Origin of the sequence: Actinomadura sp. HBU206391 (assembly GCF_014323665.1) — a bacterium.
Lineage (GTDB): Bacteria > Actinomycetota > Actinomycetes > Streptosporangiales > Streptosporangiaceae > Actinomadura_C.
This window is the reverse complement of record NZ_JABVEB010000026.1, coordinates 1-18,195: the sequence shown is the minus strand read 5'-3', so window position 1 is coordinate 18,195 and position 18,195 is coordinate 1. Positions and strand designations below refer to the sequence as shown.

Sequence of the window (18,195 nt, the reverse complement as noted above, 5' to 3'; positions counted from 1 at the left end):
TGATCAGTACCTGACGCGGCGCCTCAGCACGTACGGCTGGATGATGCCGAGGCCGCGGGCGGGGCGGCGGACGATACGGGTGATCTCGAAGGCCGGGGAGTGCTCGAGCTCGGCGGCGAGCCCGTCGTCGATCACCACCGCGCCGGGGCGGGCGATCGAGGTCAGTCTCGCGGCCAGGTTGACGGTGGTGCCGAAGACGTCGCCCATGAGCGGCAGCACGGGGCCGTACGCGACCCCCACCCGGACGTCGGGGACCTCGGTCTCATCCTTGATCGTCTCGGCGATGGACAGGGCGATCTCGGCGCCGAGCTCGGGTTCGTCGGCGCTGAACAGCACCTCGTCGCCGAGGCTCTTCACCAGCCGGCCGCCGTTCGCGGCGACGACGTCGGAGGCGGTCTCCTCGAATCTTTCCACCACCCGGGCCAGCTCCATCTCGCCGAGCTCGCGGCTCATCTGGGTGAACGACACCATGTCGGCGAACCCGATGGTGGCCTGGGTGCGGGCCGGGATCACGTCCCTCTCGTTGGCCGCCATGGCCATGGCACGGGTCCCGGCGGCCGCGAGCTGCCGGCGCCACGCGTGCACGATCAGCGGCTCGAAGTCCGCGATGTGCTTCTCGGCCAGCCCGATGATCTGCTCGACCGACTCCACGGTGGGCGGTTCGGCGGGATCGCCCGCGATCTTGCTGGTGAGGACGTCGACCTGCCATTCGGCCAGCTTGGTCATCGTCTGTCCGACGGCCCGGACCATCCGGATCACGTCCTCGTCGTCGAGGACGTCGTCCTGCATCAGCCGCTGGATCCGGTAGAGGGCGGCGACGTCCCGTTCGGTGAACGCGACCGTGTCATCGGCCATGTGGGGATAGCCGAAGGCCCGCCACAGCCGGTGCGTGAACTCGCCCGACACTCCGGTGATCCGCTGGACGTCGACGCGCGTGTACCGGAGCTCTCCGCCGAGCAGGAGCTCCTCGATCTGTCTGGGGTCCGGGCCCTGAGCAGACATGTCCACCCCTTCGACCGACCGGTGCGGCTACCGGCCGTCCCTGACCCCGTCGGCCATGTCGTCGATGAGCCGGTAGATCTGCTGATGCCAGTTGTCGACGTCGGGGACGTTCTTGAGCACGAGCCGGCCGCGTTCGCCACCGGACTCGACGATCAACGTGCCCTTGCCGAGCATCCGCTCGATCAACCGCTGGGAGTGCGACGCGTCGTTGACCCGGCCGATGGGGATGGTCCGCACCGAGCGGGACAGGATGCCCTCGCGGATCACCAGCCCCTGCTCGGTCAGTTCGTAGCGGGTGGCGAACCAGCGCAGGAACGGCACCACCGAGACGACGATCGCGATGATCAGGGCAACGGCCACGATGCCCAGACGCACCTGAGCCTGCACATCCGAGTCGGGCAGGAACAGGATCGCGGCGACGGCCGCGGCCACGGTGAGGATCAGCAGGATGATCGTTTGGATCAGCGTCGTCCAGTGCGGGTGGTCACTGAGGATGACCCGTTCCCCGGCCGATGGCTGCTCAGGTAGACCCATAACGCATATCGTGGCAGAAATAGCGCCGCGTAGGTGATCGACCTGGCAAACCCTTCAGGTGCCGGGCCGTACGTGCACGACGTCACCGGCGCTGAGCGCGTGTTCACCCTCGGCGGTCCGGACCAGCAGGCGCCCCATCGCGTCGATGTCGTCGGCCGTACCGTCGACCGCTTCGTCGGCGGGCAGATCGACGTGCACGTCGCGGCCCAGGGTGGCGCAGAGCGAGCGATAGGTCCCGCGCAGGCCGCCGAGCCGGCCGGCGGGAAGGCCGGTCACGTCCGGATAGCCGCCGGGGCCGTCCGCGTCCGCGTCTCCGCCGACGGCCTGCCAGGCGGTGTACCAGGTCTCCAGCTCGCGCAGGATCGCGCGGAGCAGCGGCTCCCGGTCCGAGAACGCGGCGTTCTCGAGGGTCAGAGAGGTCGCCGTGCGCACGGGCAGCTCATCGGCCCGCAGGCTCACGTTCAAGCCCACCCCGACGACGATCCCGTGATCGGCCCGCTCGGCCAGGATCCCGGCCAGTTTGCGTTCGCCGACCATGACGTCGTTGGGCCACTTCAGCCGGGCGTCCACGGACTGCTCGCCGGTCGCCTCGCCGAAGTCGCCCGCCTTGGCCCGCGCGGTCATCCTGCGGACGGCCGCCGCGACCGCCACCCCGGTCAGCAGGGGCACCCACCCCTGGTGCGTGATGGGCACGGAGGGACGCAGGAGCACCGAGAAGGTCAGCGCCGACCGCGGCGGTGCCGCCCACTGCCGGCCCAGCCGCCCTCGGCCGGCCGTCTGCGCCTCCGCGATCATGACGGTGCCCTCGGCCGCCCCCTCCATGGCCGCCCGCGCGAGGTCGGCGTTGGTCGACCCGGTCTCGGGCACCACCCGGACGTCGTGCCACAGCGACTCCGGCCGCACCAGCACGCGGCGCAGGGCCTTCTCACTCAGTGGCGGCCTGGTCAGGTCCCCGTACGGCGATGTGCTCACCCCCTCATCCAATCTCATTCCCGGACGCGGGACGGCGGGCGGTATCCGCGGGGGCTTGTTGTACCGATGTTCACCTTTATCAGGGATCATTGGGATATGGGTACCGATCCCGGACACGCCGCGCCGGCCCAGGATGTGCTCCCCGACAACCGATTCCTCGATCGCGAAGAGAGCTGGCTGAGGTTCAACGAGCGGGTGCTGCAACTCGCCCAGGATCAGACCCTGCCGCTGCTCGAACGCGTCCGCTTCCTCTCGATCTTCGCCAGCAACCTCGACGAGTTCTTCATGGTCCGGGTCGCCGGCCTGACCCGGCGCATGGCCGCCGGCATCGCGGTCCAGGCCGCCAGCGGCCGCCAGCCCCGGGAGGTGCTGGAGAGCACGACCCAGCTCGCGCACAAGCTGATGCTCGAACACGCGGCCTGCTACCAGGACCAGCTCTGCCCGGAGCTGGCCAAACAGGGCATCGACGTACTCCGGTGGGACGATCTCGCCGAGCGCGAGCAGGAGACCCTGCGGCGGATGTTCCACGACCGGATGTTCCCGGTGCTGACCCCGCTCGCGGTCGACTCCGCGCATCCGTTCCCGTACATCTCCGGGCTCTCCCTCAACCTCGCGGTGATCGTGGCCGATCCGAGCACGGAGGAGCGGCTGTTCGCCCGGGTGAAGGTGCCGCCGTCGCTTCCGCGGTTCATCGAGGCGTCGCCCGGGCAGTTCACGCCGCTCGAAGACGTGATCGCGGCGCAGCTGTCGGAGCTGTTCACCGGCATGGAGATCGTGGAGTGCCACGCCTTCAGGGTCACGCGCAACGAGGACCTGGAGGTGGACGAGGACATCACCGAGGACCTGCTGCAGGCGCTCGAGCGCGAGCTGCTGCGCCGCAGGTTCGGGCCGGTGGTGCGCCTGGAGGTCGAGGACTCGATCTCGCCCGAGGTGCTCGACTTCCTGATGGCCGGGCTCGACATCGGGGAGCGCGAGGTCTACCGGGTGCCGGGCCCGCTCGATCTGGCGGCCATGAGCGCGATCGCCGACCACGATCGGCCCGAGCTGAAGTACCCGCCCTTCGTGACGTCGAAGACCGCGCTGCCCCGGGACGCCGACATGCTCTCGGCGATCGACGAGCGCGACGTTCTCGTGCACCACCCGTACGACTCGTTCACCACGAGCGTGCAGCGGCTCATCGAGGTGGCGGCGAACGACCCCCAGGTGCTCGCGATCAAGCAGACGCTGTACCGCACGAGCGGCGACTCGCCGATCGTGGACGCGCTCATCGGCGCGGCGGAGCAGGGCAAGCAGGTGGTCGTCGTGGTGGAGCTCAAGGCGCGCTTCGACGAGCAGGCCAACATCACGTGGGCGCGCAAGCTCGAGCACGCCGGTTGCCATGTCGTGTACGGCTTGGTCGGCCTCAAGACGCACTGCAAGCTGGCGCTGGTCGTGCGGCAGGAGAGCGACGGGAGTCTTCGGCGCTACTGCCACATCGGCACCGGCAATTACCACCCCAAGACCGCCCGCGTCTACGAGGACTTCGGGCTGCTGACCGCCGACCCCGAGGTCGCCGAGGACGTCACGGACCTGTTCAACCACCTCACCGGTCACTCCAGGCAGATCCCGTACCGGCAGCTGCTGGTCGCACCGAACACGTTGCGCTCGGGCCTGGTGCTGCGGATCGAGCGGGAGGCCGAGCACCACCGGGCCGGCCGGCCCGCCCATATCCGCTTCAAGTGCAACTCGCTGGTCGACGAGGTGATCATCGACGCGTTGTACCGGGCCTCGCAGGCGGGCGTGCCCATCGACATCTGGGTCCGCGGGATCTGCGCCCTGCGGCCCGGTGTGCCCGGCCTCTCGGAGACGATCCGGGTCCGGAGCATCCTCGGCCGGTTCCTGGAGCACTCCCGGGTCTTCGTCTTCGACTGCGGCGGTGACCCGGAGGCGTGGCTCGGCAGCGCCGACCTCATGCACCGCAACCTGGATCGCCGCGTGGAGGCGCTGGTGCGGGTCAAGGACCGCCGGCACCGCGACCACCTGATCGAACTCCTCGACCGGGCGATGGACGAGGGCACCAGCAGCTGGTGGCTGGACGGTGACGGGAGCTGGACCCGGCACGCGGGCGACGACGACGCGAGGCTTCTGGACATCCAGGGTTATCTGATGGAGAGCCGCAGGTGAACGGGCCCGCCGGCCGTATGGGACGTCTGCTTTCGGGGAGCCGACGATCGCCGGGGATCTGATCCGGGCCGCGGGGGCCGTGCTTTGGCGCGAAGGTGCCGCGGGCGCGGAGGTCGCGCTCATCCATCGGCCGAAGTACGACGACTGGACCTTTCCGAAGGGCAAGCTCGACAAGGGTGAGCATGTGCTCCGCGCCGTCGTGCGCGAGGTGATGGAGGAGACGGGGATCACCCCCCGGCTGGGCCGCCCGCTCCCGTCGCAGTCCTACGTGGCCGACGGCCGGCCCAAGCGCGTCGACTACTGGGCCGCGACGGCACGCGACGGCCAGGTCGGGCCGGGCCGCGGTCAGGAGGACGAGTTCGTCCCCGGTGACGAGGTCGACCGGCTGGAGTGGCTCGTGCCGACCGAGGCGGAGCGGTGGCTGAGCTACCAGCGCGATGTGGAACTGCTGCACGCCTTCACCGCCGGGCCGCTCCTCACCAGCGCGTTCATCGTTCTCCGGCACGCGTCGGCGGGCGCACGCGGCGACTGGGCCGACCTCGACGCGCTGCGTCCCCTCGACGCCCAGGGCCGGGCGGACGCGCGCGAGCTGGCCCACCTGCTCTTCGCCTACGAGCCGGTCAGATCGCTCAGCTCAGCGACCGCCCGGTGCGTGGACACGCTCCTCCCGTACGCGCTGCTCGAACGGACCAGTGTGACGACCGATCTGGCCTTCACCATCGACGAGTCCGATCTCGACCAGGCCAGGGCCCGCATCGCCGAGCTCGCCGCTGAGCCGGTCCGCGCCGTCGTGTGCACGCACGGCGAGATCGCGCCCGCTCTGTTCAGCGAACTCTGCGCGGCGTACGACCGGCGACCGGCGGACGGGTCGACGAAGCCGCCGTCGCTGCGCAAGGGCGACTTCTGCGTCGTGCACCTGACCACCGGAGCCGCGGGTGCGGTGACCGGGCTGGCCGCCGTCGAACGGCATGCCCCTGGCCGCTGAGCCCGGACGCGATGGCGCCCGGAGCACCCTGGATCGCACCGATCTTCACAAGTTCACCACAAATGGTGCCCAGGACGTCCGCACGGCGCTCCTAAGGTCATCCCTGTGACACGGCAACGCATATTGGTGGTCGAGGACGAGCCCATGATCGCGCAGGCGGTCGCCGCGCGGTTGTCCGCCGAGAACTTCACGGTGGAGGTCGCAGGCGACGGGCCGGCGGCGGTCGAGCAGGCTCGCGACTTCGAACCGGACCTGATCGTTCTCGACGTGATGCTGCCCGGATTCGACGGGCTCGAGGTCTGCCGCCGGGTGCAGGCGGAGCGGCCGGTGCCGGTGCTCATGCTGACCGCCCGCGACGACGAGACCGACCTGCTCGTCGGGCTCGGCGTGGGCGCCGACGACTACGTGACCAAGCCGTTCAGCATGCGCGAACTGGTGGCCCGGGTGCGTGCGCTGCTGCGCCGGGTGGACCGCTCGGCGCGGCCGGCGGACGAGACCCTGCGGGCCGGGCCGTTGGAGATCGACAGGGGGGCCCGCCGGGTCCGCTGGGCCGGCCGTGAGATCCGGCTGACCCCGACGGAGTTCGATCTGCTCGACTGCCTGGCGCGCAACCCGAGGACGGTGCTCACCCGGACGGTCCTGCTGGAGCAGGTGTGGGACTGGGCCGACGCGTCGGGGACGCGCGTGGTCGACAGCCATGTCAAGGCGCTGCGCCGCAAGCTGGGCGCGGATGTCATCCGCACCGTGCACGGCGTCGGCTACTCGTTGGAGGTGCCGGCGTGAGCGCCGTCCACAGGCTGTGGAGCAAGGTGCCCCGCCCGCTCGACCCGCTCCGCTCGATCAAGATCAAACTCGGCGTGGTGTCGATGGGCACCGCCGTCGTCGCCGTCCTCATCGTGCTCTGGGGCTACTACCTGGGGTTCTTTGCGCGCTACACGCTGCCGGTCGGAGTGCTCATCTCGCTCGGCGTCACCCAGTTGCTGGCGCACGGCATGACCGCGCCGCTGCGCGAGATGACCTCTGCGGCGACCGCGATGGCACGGGGCGACTACAGCCGGCGGGTCCGGTCCACCTCCCGCGACGAGGTCGGCGAACTGGCCCTGGCGTTCAACCGGATGGCGGCCGACCTGGCCGCCGTCGACCGCCAGCGCCGCGAGTTCGTCGCGAACGTCTCCCACGAGCTGCGCACGCCGATCAGCGCGCTTCGGGCGGTGCTGGAGAACGTGGCCGACGGCGTCACCCCTGCCACGCCCGAGGTGGTCGAGGCGGCGCTGCGCCAGACCGAGCGGCTCGGCCGGCTCGTCACCCAGTTGCTCGACCTGTCCCGGGTGGAGGCCGGAGCGGTGCCGCTCGACCTGGCGCCGTTCGATGTCGGCCTGTTCGTCTCCGAGGTCGTGACCGAGATCGGGACCGGACATCCGGAGGCCCGGGTCGTGGTGGACGTATCGGCCGGACTGACCGTGGTCGCCGACCGTGACCGGCTGCACCAGGTGCTGGCCAACCTGCTTGAGAACGCCGTACGGCACAGCCCGCCGGACGGCACCGTGACCGTCCGGGCCCGAGTCGGCCGGGACGGTCCCGTCGCCGGCGGCCTGATGCTCGAAGTCGCCGACGAGGGGCCCGGCATCCCGCTCGCCGAGCGGGCCCGCGTGTTCGAACGGTTCACCCGCGGCGTGCGGGTGCCGGACGGCGGGACCGGTCTCGGCCTGGCGATCGTCAAGTGGGTCGTGGAGATGCACGGCGGCCGGATCGTCGTCGCCGACTCACCGCGCGGCTGCCGCATTCGCGTACACATCCCCGGAGGGAACTCATGACAGTGGACCTCGAAAAGGCCGTCAACAGCCTGGATCGGACCTTCGAGACCTGGTCGCCGCCGCCCGGGCCCGCCCCGGCGCGCGTACTGGTGAGCGCTCTGATCGCCGGGCTGGTCAGCGCGGCCGCCCTCGGCGACGTGTTCGGCGGCGGGCTGGGGATCAACGTTGTGATCGCCGCGGTGGTGGTCGCGCTCGCGGTGCTGCCGTCCGCGCGGTCGGCCGGCCGCGTGGACCTGACCGGCGCCGGTTTCGCGCTGGCGGCGCTGTGCCTGGTGAGCGTGGGGGCGGTCCGGGACGCGGCGTGGATCGTCGGGCTGTGCATGGCGGCGTCGGTGCCGCTGATCTCATATGCCCTGGTCGGAGGTCGAAGCTGGACCCACGTGCTGGCCGGCGGGCTCGCGCTGCCGTTCGCGGGCGGCCGGATGCTGCCCTGGGCCGGCTCGGGCGTCCGTGCCGTCGCCCGGTCGGGCCGGGGACCGGCGACCCTGCCGATCATCTGGGCCACGCTGACCGCCATCGGCCTGCTCCTGGTGTTCGGGGCGCTGTTCGCCGGCGCCGACGCGGCGTTCCGCGACCTCCTCGGGCATCTTGTGCCCCCGGTCTCGGTCGGCACCTCCTTGTGGCAGGTGCTGGTCTGCGTCGCGGTGATCGGCTTCGTTCTCGCCGCCACGTTCCTCGCGCTCGCCCCGCCGCCGGTGTCCGAGCTGGTGTCGCCACCGGGCCGCCCCGCCGGCCGGTGGGTCTGGGCGGTGCCTCTCGTGGCGCTGAACCTGCTGTTCGTCGCCTTCGCCGCGGTGCAGGCCACCGTTCTGCTGACGGCCGACAAGGACCGGCTGCTGCGCTCCACCGGGCTCGGCTACGCGGAGTACGCGCGGCAGGGGTTCTTCCAGCTCGTCATCGTCACCGTGCTGGTCCTCGTGGTCGTCGCGGTCGCTGTGCGGTACGCACCGCGCGGCAGTGTCGCCGACCGCGCCGTGGTGCGCTCGCTTCTCGGCGCGCTGTGCGGCCTGACACTCGTGGTGGTGGCCGTCGCCCTGCGCCGGCTGTACCTGTACGAGGAGGCTTACGGGTGGACCCGGCTCCGGCTGTGGGTGCACGCCTTCGAGCTGTGGCTCGGCGTGGTGATCGTGCTCATCGCCGCCGCGGGCATCCGGCTGAGGGCGGCGTGGCTGCCGGGCGCGGTCGCCGGGAGCGCCGCCGCTGCGCTCATCACCCTGGCCGCGCTGAATCCCGACGGCTTCATCGCCCAGCACAACGTCGCGCGGTACAACGAGACCGGGAAGCTCGACACCCAATACCTCTACGGGCTCTCGGCGGACGCCGTACCGGCTCTGCGCGGCCTGCCGGAACCGCACCGGGTCTGTGCGCTGGAGCACTTCGCCCAGCGGCTCGACCATGACGAGGGCCGGCTGAGCGCGAACCTCGGCCGGCACCGGGCTCGCGCGATCGTGGCCGACCGAGCGGTGCCGACCGAGTCCTGCTAGTGGCCCGTCATCGGCGCAGGGCGGCCAGCGCGGCGGGGTCGCGGGCCTTGGCCCACGTCGCGGCCACGTCGTCCAGCGCGGCCCGGGCCTCCTCCCGTTCGACCTGGTACAGGACGCCGAGCGTGAAGGTCTCTCGGGGGTCGGTCGACGCGGCGGCGATCCGGGCGAGATGCTCCTGGGCGATCACACCGTCCTGGAAGCGGCCCATCACCTCCTGCATCGCCTCGGCGTTCGCCGCGACGGCGGTGGCCGGCTTGCCGAGCACTCCCGCGGCGACCTCGGCCGAGTAACGGGCCCGCTTGGCCTCCTTGCGGGTCTCGTGCCGGGCGGTGTCGCGGTCCTCCGGCGGCGCCGACTCGATCTCGCCGTAGGCGCGCTCCAGCCGGCGCCAGGTCCGCCGCACGATTCGCGGTAGTTCCTCGGTGGCCTCGCGCTCGGCGCGGCCGGTGAGCGGGGGGTGGGCTAGGAGATCGTCGAGGGCGTCGAGCAGCCGGAAGTAGCGGGGCTCCCGAAGGGCGGTGTTGAGCGTGCGGTAGCCGGTGGTCTCCTGGTCGTGCAGGGCGCGCAGCCATCCGCTGTGCCCGGCGAGGTCGCCCGGCAGCGCGTCGAGGAGGCCGGTGAAGCGCTCGCGCAGCACCTCGAGGTCGCGGACCGTGCCGAGTTCGTCGGCCAGCCACTTCAGTTCGGGCTGCAGCGGGTCGGTGTGCTCCCGGTCCAGCACCGGCCGGTAGCTCTTCAACGCACTGCGGATCCGGCGCACAGATACCCGCATCTTGTGCACGGCGTCGTGCTCGGCCATCCGCGCCTTGGGGTCGTAGGCCAGCAGCGCGTCGAACTGTGCGGTCAGATACGCCATGACGGCCGCTCCGGCGGTGCCCGCGGGCGGCGTGGCCGCGGGCGGCCGCTCCTCGCGGGTCCGCGCCATCACCGGTTCGAGCACCCGCCCGAGCTTGGAGCCGGATGAGGCCTTGCTCGCACCGGCTTTGCGCATCCGCTTGCCGGCGGCCTTCAGCAGCTCCGCCGATCCGGCGGCGAGTTCGACCTCGATCTCGCGCCACGCCCCACCCGACGGAGCCCGGTCGTCATCACCGGGCTCGACGATCACCTGTCCGGCCACGGCGTCGTCGGCGACCTCCGCGAGCACCTCGCCGTCCTGGCCCAGCAACCGGATGACCGTGCGGTTGGTCTCGAGTATCGCGACCGGCCGGAGCGGCTCGCCCCGGGTGTGGGCCGAGACCAGATCGGCCAGCCGCGCGGGGACGGCCTGGTCGCTGCCGAGCGGCGCGCGCAGCTCCCTCTTGGCGTCCTTACCCGCCGGGATCTTCAGATGCCAGCCCGCGTCCTCGCCCCCGCGGCGGCGGCGGAGCGTGATGCCGCGGGCGGCCAGCCGGAAGTCCCGCGTGTCGAAGTACTTCGCCACCAGTACGTGCGCCTGCGGTTCGCCGACCGCGTGGACACCGGGCAGCCCGTTCAGATCCGGTACGACGAAGCCGGCCTCGGCGTCGTACTTCCGCTCGATCTCGACATGGTCGGTCACGTCGGCTCCTCGCACCCCCAAGGTGACGGAGGGTCACATTAGGTGAATTGCGTACAACGGTCAGGTAAACGGCGGGTGTCCGATTCAAGAGTACGCGGGAACCGCCCTCGGCACTCCTGCCGAGCGGCGTGGCGAATGTGGCGCGGCCGTGCCGCTGTCGGTCAGGCGCTCGGCGGCTCGGCGTAACGCTGCAGGTAGAGCTGTTCGCCCAGGGTCTCGACCAGTTGCAACTCGGTCTCGAGATAGTCCACGTGCTCCTCTTCGTCCGCGAGGATGTCCTCGAAGATTCGCGCAGAGGTGACGTCGCCGCGGGAGCGCATCAGTTCGATGCCGCTCCGTAGCCGCTGTACCGCCTCGACCTCGATGGCCATGTCGGCCCGCAGTTGCTCGAACACGGTCTGCCCGATGCGCAGGGCGCCGAGCCTCTGGTAGTTCGGGAGCCCATCGAGGAACAGGATGCGGTCGGTGAGCCTCTCGGCGTGCCTCATCTCGTCGAAGGACTCGGCCCGGGTGTGCTCGGCCAGACGGGTGAAACCCCAGTTCTGCTGCATCTTGGCGTGCAGGAAATACTGATTGATCGCGGTGAGCTCTGCGGTCAGCTGCTCGTTGAGCAGCGCGATGATGTCCTTGTCGCCTTCCATACCGTCCAATCGTGGCATGAATGCCACGAGATGGCAGCGTCGGCTCCGGCTACGGTGTGTCAGCCCCGGGTGGAAGGGCCCGCCAGCGGGGCTCGGGCGCGGGGTCAGGCGGCGGTGACGACGCCTTCGTCGCTGAGATCCGCGAGTGCGTCCACGAGCCCGGCCGCCGACCGGCGCTGGCTGACGAGGGCGCACAGCCGCTTGGTGCAGGAGCCGCACCCGGGCCGCATCCCGCAGGCCGCCCGGACCTCCTTGGGGGAGCACGCGCCGGCGGCGATGCAGCCGTGTACGTCGTCCTCGGTGACGGCGTGGCAGATGCAGACGTACATCCGGTGGAATGCCTCTCGGGTCCGAGCGCCCGGGGGTGCGGGCCTCTCTTAAGGTTAGCCTCCCCTAAGTTAGCCGACCGCGTCGCGTCTGGTCCAGTCTGGGGCTTCCGGTGTGACTCAGTTCGCTTTGCGAAGATCACTTAGGGGGATCACCGAGGAGTTCGCCGAGGGGCTCACCGATAGAGCGCGTCCGCAATGCGGCGAGCCGCTCGATCCATGCCCCCGAGAGGCACTCGCCCGGGTCGGTGTTCGGTGACGGTTTCGACATGGGCGGTTACATCTGGTTAAAGCTGCTTCAGCCGTGTTCAAGCATGTACTGCGGGTGTTAAACCGCAGGTCAAGGCGCTCGCACTAAGCGGGAAACGTTCTTGAATAGTCCTACGATCGGGACATGACCTCAGTACTGCTCGCCGAGGACGACACGTCCATCTCTGAGCCCCTTGCCCGCGCGCTGCGACGGGAGGGGTACAACGTTGAAGTCAGCCCCGATGGGCCTCAAGCCCTGGAGCGAGCGCTCGGGGGCGGTGTGGATCTCATTGTTCTCGATCTCGGCCTGCCCGAGCTCGATGGGCTCGAAGTGGCACGCCGGGTGCGCTCAGAAGGGCACGGGGTGCCCATCCTCATCCTCACCGCACGCGCCGACGAGGTGGACACCGTCGTCGGCTTGGACGCGGGCGCGGATGACTACGTCACCAAACCGTTCCGGCTGGCCGAACTGCTTGCCAGGGTTCGCGCGCTGCTCCGCCGGGGCAGCACCGAGACACCGATCGTTCAAGGTGTTCGCATCGACGCGGAGTCGCGGCGCGCCTGGATGGGCGAGCAGGAACTCCAGCTCACGACCAAGGAATTCGATCTCCTGCGGGTCCTGGTCCGCGACGCGGGCAAGGTCGTGACGCGGGAACAGATCATGAGGGAGGTGTGGGACACGAACTGGTGGGGATCGACGAAGACACTGGACATGCACATCTCATGGCTACGCCGCAAGCTCGGTGACGACGCCGCCAGTCCCCGCTACATCACGACGGTGCGGGGGGTCGGCTTCCGCTTCGAACGCGGCGACTGACCCGCCTGCCGCCGGGATCGTGGCATCACAACTGCATGATCACGGCGGGTGCCCTCTCCATAGCGGCCAACTCTCATCCAGCGGAAGGAGCCTTGATGAGGCGCCGGCTGCTCGTGTCGACGTTCGCGGTGGCGATCGTCGCGATCCTGCTGCTCGGTATCCCCCTCGCCTACTCGACGCACAAACTGATCTATGAGGAGGCCGAGCAGTCGCTCCAGCGCGAGGCGGCGATCATTCTCGCGGGGGTGCAGCTGCGCTGGGACTCCAGGCAGCCCATCACGTCGGAGCAGATCGGGCACGAGTTCCCCGGCCGCTACGTCGTGATCATCTTGCCGAACGCCTCTGTCGTGACGGCGGGAACGGTGCCGCCGAGCCGCGGGCAGCGGCTCACCGACTCGCGTGCGGCCGGCGGCATCCACGTCGACGTGTCGCGGAACGCGCAGGACGTCGAGAACGAGGCGCTGCGCTCGCTGCTGCTCATCGGGGCGCTGGTCGTCCTCGGCATCGCGGTGACGACGGCGCTGGCCGTGTTCCAGGCGCGCAAGCTGACCGTGCCGCTGATCGATCTGGCCGAGACAGCGGACCGCCTCGGGTCGGGCGACGCGCGGCCGCGTCGCAGGCGCTACGGGATCCCCGAGGTCGACCGGGTGGCGGAGGTGCTCGACCGCAGCGCCGTGCGGATCGCCGACCTGCTGGCGGCCAGCCGCGAGTTCGCCTCCGACGCGAGCCACCAGCTCAGAACGCCGCTGACCGCGCTGTCGATGCGGCTCGAGGAGATGGTGGAGGCCGCGGACTACCCCGATCTCGTCCGTGAGGAGGGCGCGGCGGCGCTCGCCCAGGCGGAGCGGCTCGTCGCCGTCGTCGAGCAACTGCTGGCCCGCGCGCGGCACGACCGTACGGGCGCGGCGACGCCGGTCGCCGTCGACGAGATCATGGCGCAGCAGGTCGAGGAGTGGCAGCCGATCTTCCAACGGGACGGCCGGCGGGTCGAGGTGACGGGGGAGCGGGGGCTGGTCGCGGTCGTCACGAGGGCCGGACTCTCGCAGATCATCGCGACATTGCTGGACAACTCGCTGGTGCACGGCGCCGGAACGGTCACGCTGTGCACCAAGCTCACCGCGGGCTCGGTCGTCGTGGAGATCGGAGACGAGGGCCCCGGCGTGCCGCCCGAGCTGGAGCGCAAGGTGTTCGACCGAAGCGTGAGCAGCGGCGAGGGCACCGGGCTCGGGCTCTACCTGGCCCGGTCGCTCGTGGCCGTCGACGGCGGACGGCTGGAACTCGTACGGGCTCGCCCCGCGATCTTCGCGATCTTCCTGCGTGAGGCCGCCGAGATCAGAGCGGCGGGCGAGCGCCTGGTCATCGGGCCCGCGTGACCCGGCTCGAGTGCCGTTCGGCATGGCCCGCGTCGGCCGGCGGGCGCCGCTCGGCGCCGTGGCGCTCTGCCCCGTGGTTCTGGGCCCCGTGGTTCTGGGCCCCGTGGCTCTGGGGGCGCACGCCGTTGACGGCACCGGACCGGTCGCGAGCCGGACGGTCGCCCGTGGTGTGCCCGGGAACCGGCGGTGGGCTGAACTCGGGCAGCCCGGTGTGCGCGTCGGCCGGCGGCGGCGACATCGGCAGGAACACCCACTTCTTGTACGACCAGAAGCGGAAGAGCGTGGCCACCCCCGTGCCGATGATCAGCGAGACGTTGAAGGCGATCGGATTCCGCTGGTCGAGCACGTAGTAGGTGAACCCGATGAACAGCTGAGTGATCACCAGCCCGATGCCGTTCAGGCCGAAGAACAGGGCGTACTCGCGGCCCAGCCCGGTGCGGTCACGGTGCCGGAACGTCCAGTGCCGGTTCGCGAAGTAAGCGAACGTGGTCGAGATCACTGTCGCGATCCCGTTGGAGGTGAGCGGCCCGACGTCGAGGCCCGCGTGCAGGATGTTGCCGGTGCCTATGGTGATGACGAAGGCGATTGCTCCAACGCTGCCGAACTTGGCGAGCTCGTGCGCGAGGCGCGCAAACCGTCGGTAGAGGTTAACGACAAAGCTCACGTAGACGGCCCGTCCCTTCGGGATACCAGCACATTGCGGCACAACGAGGATAGAGGCTGAGTGACACCGCTGTGTTTGATTGCGCCGCTCGCCCCAACTGATAGGACGGCGATCCTCCCCGTATCGTTCACATCTTCGCCGGGCGGATAACCTCTTGCACGTGAGAGATCCTGCTCAGCGCGGTGGAGACACCCAGATGCCGGTCGTGGGAATGATAGGCGGCGGCCAGCTGGCCCGGATGACCCAGCAGGCGGCGATCGGTCTCGGCGTCACGCTCCGGGTCCTCAGCGACTCGGCCCATGCGTCCGCCGCGCGCGCCTGCGCCGACGTGCGGATCGGCGATCACGGTTCGCTGGACGACCTGAGGGCCTTCGCCAAGGGCTGCGACGCCGTGACCTTCGACCACGAGCACGTCCCGTCCGCCCATATCCAGGCCCTCGAGGCGGCCGGGGTCGCCTGCCGGCCCGGGTCCGCCGCGCTGCTGCACGCCCAGGACAAGCTGATCATGCGGGAGCGGCTCAGCGCCGCCGGCGTGCCGTGCCCGCGGTTCGCCCCCGTACGGGAGCCCGCCGACTTCGCCGCGTTCGCCGAGCGGACCGGGTGGCCGGTCGTTCTCAAGGCGGCCTCGGGCGGCTACGACGGAAAGGGCGTCTGGGTCCTCGACTCGATGGACGAGGCGCTCGGCGTGATCGACGGCGCGGTCGCCGGCGGGGTGATCCTGCTGGCCGAGGAGCACGTGCCGTTCCGGCGCGAACTGGCCGCGCTGGTCGCCCGGTCGCCGCACGGCCAGGGCGCCGCGTACCCCATCGTCGAGACGGTCCAGCGCGACGGCATCTGCCACGAGGTGATCGCACCGGCGCCGGGGCTGGACGAGGAGGCCGCCGCGCAGGCCCAGCGGCTCGCCCTCGACATCGCCGAGCGGCTCGGTGTGGTCGGCCTGCTGGCCGTGGAGATGTTCGAGACCGACTCGGGCATCCTCGTCAACGAGCTGGCGATGCGCCCGCACAACTCCGGGCACTGGACGATCGAGGGTTCGCTCACCTCCCAGTTCGAGCAGCACCTGCGGGCCGTGCTCGACCTGCCGCTCGGCTCGACCACCCCGACCGCCCCGTACGCGGTGATGGCCAACGTCCTCGGCGGCGAGGACCCTCGCGTCTACGACCGCTACATCCATGTGATGGCCCACGATCCCGGCGTGAAGGTGCACTTCTACGGCAAGGAGGTGCGGCCGGGGCGCAAGATCGGTCATGTGACCGTTCTGGGCGATGACCTGGACGATCTGCTGGCCCGGGCGCGCCATGCCGCCGACTACCTGAGGGACGGCCCGCGATGACCGCGGCGCCCGCCGCGCCCGCCCCGCTCGTCGGCGTGGTCATGGGCAGCGACTCCGACTGGCCGGTCATGCGCGCCGCCGCCGAGGCGCTCGACGAGTTCGCCGTGCCCTACGAGGCCGATGTCGTGTCGGCTCATCGCATGCCGAGCGACATGATCGCCTACGGCTCTGACGCCGCCTCGCGCGGGCTCCGTGTGATCATCGCCGGGGCGGGCGGGGCGGCCCACCTGCCCGGCATGCTGGCGTCGGTGACGCCGCTGCCGGTGATCGGCGTCCCGGTGCCGTTGAAGCACCTCGACGGCATGGACTCGCTGCTGTCCATCGTCCAGATGCCCGCCGGCGTGCCGGTGGCGACGGTGTCGGTCGCGGGCGCGCGCAACGCGGGTCTGCTGGCCGTACGGATCCTCGCGGCGGCCGACGAGGATCTGCGCGAGCGGATGACCGCGTTCCAGGCGGATCTCCACGCCCAGGCCAAGGCCAAGGGCGCCCGGCTGCGCGACTCGCTCTCACCCTGAGCGCGGGCTGCGGCCGATCCGCCTGGGCGGGCTCCTGCTCGGCTTCGGGGGAACGGTTCTGATCTTCGCCCCCTGGCATCGCACCGGAGCGGTGGGCTGGGGCGCCCTCGCCATCGTCGCGGCGGCGGTGAGCTATGCCGTCGCCTTCGCCTACATGGGCAGCAGACTCGTCGGGAAGGGCACTCCCACCATCTCCCTGTCCACGGCGCAGCTCATCGCCGACGAGGGCGCGACCAACGCCGCCACGGTGGGCTACCTGCTGCCGGTGGTCTCGGTGGTGCTGGGGGCGATCGTGCTCGATGAGGAGCTCGATGGCCGGGTCATCATGGGCATGGTCGTCGTGCTGGTCGGCGTCGGCATGACGCGACTGCGGAAACGGCGGCCGGCGCCCCCGACCGCCGAGGATGCACCGGTCGGCGCCCCGCGCGAGGCCGGTCGCGGCGCTACTTCAGGATTTGGCGGGCCATGCAGGACGCGGACCCGACCGAATACCGGGACCGCCGAAGGTCCCAGCGCATAGGATGGTAAGAGTTTTACAAGTAAGACCACCGACATGGAGGACCGATGCGCATCACCTCCAAGGGGCAGGTGACCATCCCCGCTTCGATCCGGGAGCGGTACGGGCTCCTGCCGGGAGCCGACATCGTGTTCGTCGAGGACGAGGCAGGTCCGAGGATCATGCTCGCCGAGCACTCCGGCCGCGGGCGGCGGCTGGTCGACCGGCTCCGCGGCCGTGCCGACGCCGGCATGAGCACCGAAGAGATCATGGCGCTCACCCGGGAGGAGGGTTGACCGCCACACTGGTCGACTCGAATGTGCTGCTCGACGTCCTCACCGAAGACCCGAAGTGGGCCGAGTGGTCGGGGACGGCCCTCGCCGAGGCGGCCGACGCCGGGCCGTTGGTGATCAATCCGCTCATCTATGCCGAGGTATCGGTGTCGTTCACCCGGATCGAGGACCTCGACGCCGCCCTGACCAGCGACTTCTACCGGGAGCAGCTTCCGTACGCCGCCGGTTTCCTCGCAGGCAAGGCGTTCATTGCCTACCGGCGCAAGGGCGGGCTCAAGACCACACCGCTCCCGGACTTCTACATCGGGGCGCACGCGGCGATCGCCGGGCACCGGCTGGCGAGCAGAGACGCGAGCCGTTACCGGACCTATTTCCCCTCGGTCGACCTGATCGCTCCCTAGCCATGCGCCCGTTCCCGATCCAGTCTCCCGATCCGGGACGTCGAGGTTCCCTGGGCTCAGGGACCTATTTCAGGATCTGGCAGGCCATGGCGACGCGCTGGATCTGGCTGCCACCGCCCGTGCTCCCGCTGGATTTGCGACATAGCGCACCATCGGCAAATGCAGCGGCAGGTGCAGGAGCAAGTAACGAGGCAGGCTGGCGCGGCGATGATCGCGACAAGGGTCGCAGGTATGCCACCTTTGGAAAATCCCGGTCAAGCCTGGCATCCCCATGTTTAGGGGGATTCGGACAGGGGACTGCGTTGACCGAATGATGCGGCATAGGTCGATGCATTCGGTTCATTAACCCTTTAATGCATATATTGCCCCGGCGCGGCGACAAGATCCCCGCTGTGAGGCAGGGCCAAAGCTTTGTCGCACAAAGCGAATTCTCCAGGGAGGTAATTTCCGTGGGAGTTCAAAAGCATATGGCAGTTGTCACATCCGGACTGGTTTTAGCGGGAGGTGCCCTCGTCTCGGGCGCGGGTACCGCGGCCACCCCGGCCAGTGTCCAGGCCGTAACAGCCGCACCTCGTCTGACGCCGGACGGACCACCG

Annotated in this window: 19 protein-coding genes; 12 read left to right on the top strand and 7 right to left on the bottom strand. The window is 70.3% G+C overall.

The genetic code is table 11. The features are described 5' to 3' along the window. Positions 1–3: 3 nt before the first annotated feature. The 3 genes from HKK72_RS12230 to HKK72_RS12220 are packed head-to-tail and all read right to left on the bottom strand — an operon-like array spanning position 4 to position 2,508. Positions 4–1,002: an adenylate/guanylate cyclase domain-containing protein gene (locus HKK72_RS12230; protein WP_187234434.1), complete on the bottom strand. Its 999-nt coding sequence runs from the start codon at positions 1,000–1,002 to the stop codon at positions 4–6. 27 nt (positions 1,003–1,029) lie between these two features. Continuing rightward, positions 1,030–1,536 carry a PH domain-containing protein gene (locus HKK72_RS12225; protein ID WP_187234433.1) on the bottom strand — a complete coding sequence of 169 codons (507 nt, stop codon included), beginning with the start codon at positions 1,534–1,536 and terminating at the stop codon, positions 1,030–1,032. A 54-nt stretch (positions 1,537–1,590) separates the two neighbouring features. Beyond that, entirely contained in the window at positions 1,591–2,508 is a 918-nt protein-coding gene (locus HKK72_RS12220; RefSeq protein WP_315987202.1) for a biotin--[acetyl-CoA-carboxylase] ligase, read from the bottom strand. A 96-nt stretch (positions 2,509–2,604) separates the two neighbouring features. Between HKK72_RS12220 and HKK72_RS12215 the strand changes: the two genes are divergently transcribed. From HKK72_RS12215 to HKK72_RS12195, 5 genes are all read left to right on the top strand, one after another. After that, positions 2,605–4,671, top strand: a complete 2,067-nt coding sequence (locus HKK72_RS12215; protein WP_222720613.1) for an RNA degradosome polyphosphate kinase — start codon at positions 2,605–2,607, stop codon at positions 4,669–4,671. Positions 4,672–4,717: 46 nt separating this feature from the next. Next, positions 4,718–5,656, top strand: a complete 939-nt coding sequence (locus tag HKK72_RS12210; RefSeq protein ID WP_187234465.1) for an NUDIX hydrolase — start codon at positions 4,718–4,720, stop codon at positions 5,654–5,656. A gap of 105 nt (positions 5,657–5,761) precedes the next feature. Next, on the top strand, positions 5,762–6,439 hold the full coding sequence (locus HKK72_RS12205) for a response regulator transcription factor (RefSeq protein WP_315987201.1): 678 nt from the start codon (positions 5,762–5,764) through the stop codon (positions 6,437–6,439). Next, complete coding sequence (locus HKK72_RS12200) at positions 6,436–7,470, top strand: HAMP domain-containing sensor histidine kinase (protein ID WP_315987200.1); 1,035 nt, start codon at positions 6,436–6,438, stop codon at positions 7,468–7,470. The genes HKK72_RS12205 and HKK72_RS12200 overlap by 4 nt, the downstream gene beginning before the upstream one ends. After that, complete coding sequence (locus tag HKK72_RS12195) at positions 7,467–8,954, top strand: DUF4153 domain-containing protein (protein WP_187234430.1); 1,488 nt, start codon at positions 7,467–7,469, stop codon at positions 8,952–8,954. Before HKK72_RS12200 ends, HKK72_RS12195 begins: the two co-directional genes overlap by 4 nt. Before the next feature lie 7 nt (positions 8,955–8,961). Here HKK72_RS12195 and HKK72_RS12190 read toward each other — a convergent pair whose 3' ends face one another. The 3 genes from HKK72_RS12190 to HKK72_RS12180 all read right to left on the bottom strand — a co-directional run bounded on the left by HKK72_RS12190 (position 8,962) and on the right by HKK72_RS12180 (position 11,461). After that, positions 8,962–10,491 (bottom strand): CHAD domain-containing protein, encoded by a 1,530-nt coding sequence (locus tag HKK72_RS12190; RefSeq protein ID WP_187234429.1) that lies wholly within the window; start codon positions 10,489–10,491, stop codon positions 8,962–8,964. Between the two features lie 161 nt (positions 10,492–10,652). Then, positions 10,653–11,132, bottom strand: coding sequence for a bacterioferritin (gene bfr / locus HKK72_RS12185; protein WP_187234428.1), 480 nt, complete (start codon positions 11,130–11,132; stop codon positions 10,653–10,655). A 104-nt stretch (positions 11,133–11,236) separates the two neighbouring features. Further along, on the bottom strand, positions 11,237–11,461 hold the full coding sequence (locus HKK72_RS12180) for a bacterioferritin-associated ferredoxin (RefSeq protein WP_187234427.1): 225 nt from the start codon (positions 11,459–11,461) through the stop codon (positions 11,237–11,239). Between the two features lie 391 nt (positions 11,462–11,852). Here HKK72_RS12180 and HKK72_RS12175 point away from each other — a divergent pair, with 391 nt between their 5' ends. Then, the gene (locus HKK72_RS12175; RefSeq protein ID WP_187234426.1) at positions 11,853–12,524 is read left to right on the top strand and encodes a response regulator transcription factor; all 672 of its coding nucleotides are present in this window, start codon (positions 11,853–11,855) and stop codon (positions 12,522–12,524) included. Between the two features lie 95 nt (positions 12,525–12,619). After that, positions 12,620–13,897, top strand: a complete 1,278-nt coding sequence (locus tag HKK72_RS12170) for a sensor histidine kinase (RefSeq protein WP_187234425.1) — start codon at positions 12,620–12,622, stop codon at positions 13,895–13,897. Here the strand turns inward: HKK72_RS12170 and HKK72_RS12165 are convergent. Next, the gene (locus HKK72_RS12165) at positions 13,881–14,561 is read right to left on the bottom strand and encodes a GtrA family protein (protein ID WP_187234424.1); all 681 of its coding nucleotides are present in this window, start codon (positions 14,559–14,561) and stop codon (positions 13,881–13,883) included. The two genes, HKK72_RS12170 and HKK72_RS12165, sit on opposite strands and share 17 nt — an antisense overlap. A 196-nt stretch (positions 14,562–14,757) precedes the next feature. Between HKK72_RS12165 and HKK72_RS12160 the strand changes: the two genes are divergently transcribed. The 5 genes from HKK72_RS12160 (at position 14,758) to HKK72_RS12140 (ending at position 17,599) form a co-directional block, all read left to right on the top strand. Further along, positions 14,758–15,894: a 5-(carboxyamino)imidazole ribonucleotide synthase gene (locus HKK72_RS12160; protein WP_187234462.1), complete on the top strand. Its 1,137-nt coding sequence runs from the start codon at positions 14,758–14,760 to the stop codon at positions 15,892–15,894. Then, on the top strand, positions 15,891–16,409 hold the full coding sequence (purE, locus tag HKK72_RS12155; protein WP_187234423.1) for a 5-(carboxyamino)imidazole ribonucleotide mutase: 519 nt from the start codon (positions 15,891–15,893) through the stop codon (positions 16,407–16,409). The genes HKK72_RS12160 and purE overlap by 4 nt, the downstream gene beginning before the upstream one ends. A 91-nt stretch (positions 16,410–16,500) precedes the next feature. Then, a complete protein-coding gene (locus HKK72_RS12150; protein WP_315987199.1) occupies positions 16,501–16,929 on the top strand; it encodes an EamA family transporter in 429 nt (142 codons plus the stop codon). Between the two features lie 44 nt (positions 16,930–16,973). Continuing rightward, positions 16,974–17,201 carry an AbrB/MazE/SpoVT family DNA-binding domain-containing protein gene (locus HKK72_RS12145; RefSeq protein WP_187234422.1) on the top strand — a complete coding sequence of 76 codons (228 nt, stop codon included), beginning with the start codon at positions 16,974–16,976 and terminating at the stop codon, positions 17,199–17,201. Further along, positions 17,198–17,599 (top strand): type II toxin-antitoxin system VapC family toxin, encoded by a 402-nt coding sequence (locus HKK72_RS12140; RefSeq protein ID WP_187234421.1) that lies wholly within the window; start codon positions 17,198–17,200, stop codon positions 17,597–17,599. Before HKK72_RS12145 ends, HKK72_RS12140 begins: the two co-directional genes overlap by 4 nt. The last annotated feature ends 596 nt before the right edge of the window (positions 17,600–18,195 follow it).

What these genes read in the sequence shown, in the direction of transcription:
- HKK72_RS12230 (WP_187234434.1), bottom strand. Translation starts at nt 1,002, where the DNA reads ATGTCTGCTCAGGGCCCGGACCCCAGACAGATCGAGGAGCTCCTGCTC.
- HKK72_RS12225 (WP_187234433.1), bottom strand. Translation starts at nt 1,536, where the DNA reads ATGGGTCTACCTGAGCAGCCATCGGCCGGGGAACGGGTCATCCTCAGT.
- HKK72_RS12215 (WP_222720613.1), top strand. Translation starts at nt 2,605, where the DNA reads ATGGGTACCGATCCCGGACACGCCGCGCCGGCCCAGGATGTGCTCCCC.
- HKK72_RS12195 (WP_187234430.1), top strand. Translation starts at nt 7,467, where the DNA reads ATGACAGTGGACCTCGAAAAGGCCGTCAACAGCCTGGATCGGACCTTC.
- bfr (WP_187234428.1), bottom strand. Translation starts at nt 11,132, where the DNA reads ATGGAAGGCGACAAGGACATCATCGCGCTGCTCAACGAGCAGCTGACC.
- HKK72_RS12180 (WP_187234427.1), bottom strand. Translation starts at nt 11,461, where the DNA reads ATGTACGTCTGCATCTGCCACGCCGTCACCGAGGACGACGTACACGGC.
- HKK72_RS12175 (WP_187234426.1), top strand. Translation starts at nt 11,853, where the DNA reads ATGACCTCAGTACTGCTCGCCGAGGACGACACGTCCATCTCTGAGCCC.
- HKK72_RS12170 (WP_187234425.1), top strand. Translation starts at nt 12,620, where the DNA reads ATGAGGCGCCGGCTGCTCGTGTCGACGTTCGCGGTGGCGATCGTCGCG.
- HKK72_RS12160 (WP_187234462.1), top strand. Translation starts at nt 14,758, where the DNA reads ATGCCGGTCGTGGGAATGATAGGCGGCGGCCAGCTGGCCCGGATGACC.
- purE (WP_187234423.1), top strand. Translation starts at nt 15,891, where the DNA reads ATGACCGCGGCGCCCGCCGCGCCCGCCCCGCTCGTCGGCGTGGTCATG.
- HKK72_RS12145 (WP_187234422.1), top strand. Translation starts at nt 16,974, where the DNA reads ATGCGCATCACCTCCAAGGGGCAGGTGACCATCCCCGCTTCGATCCGG.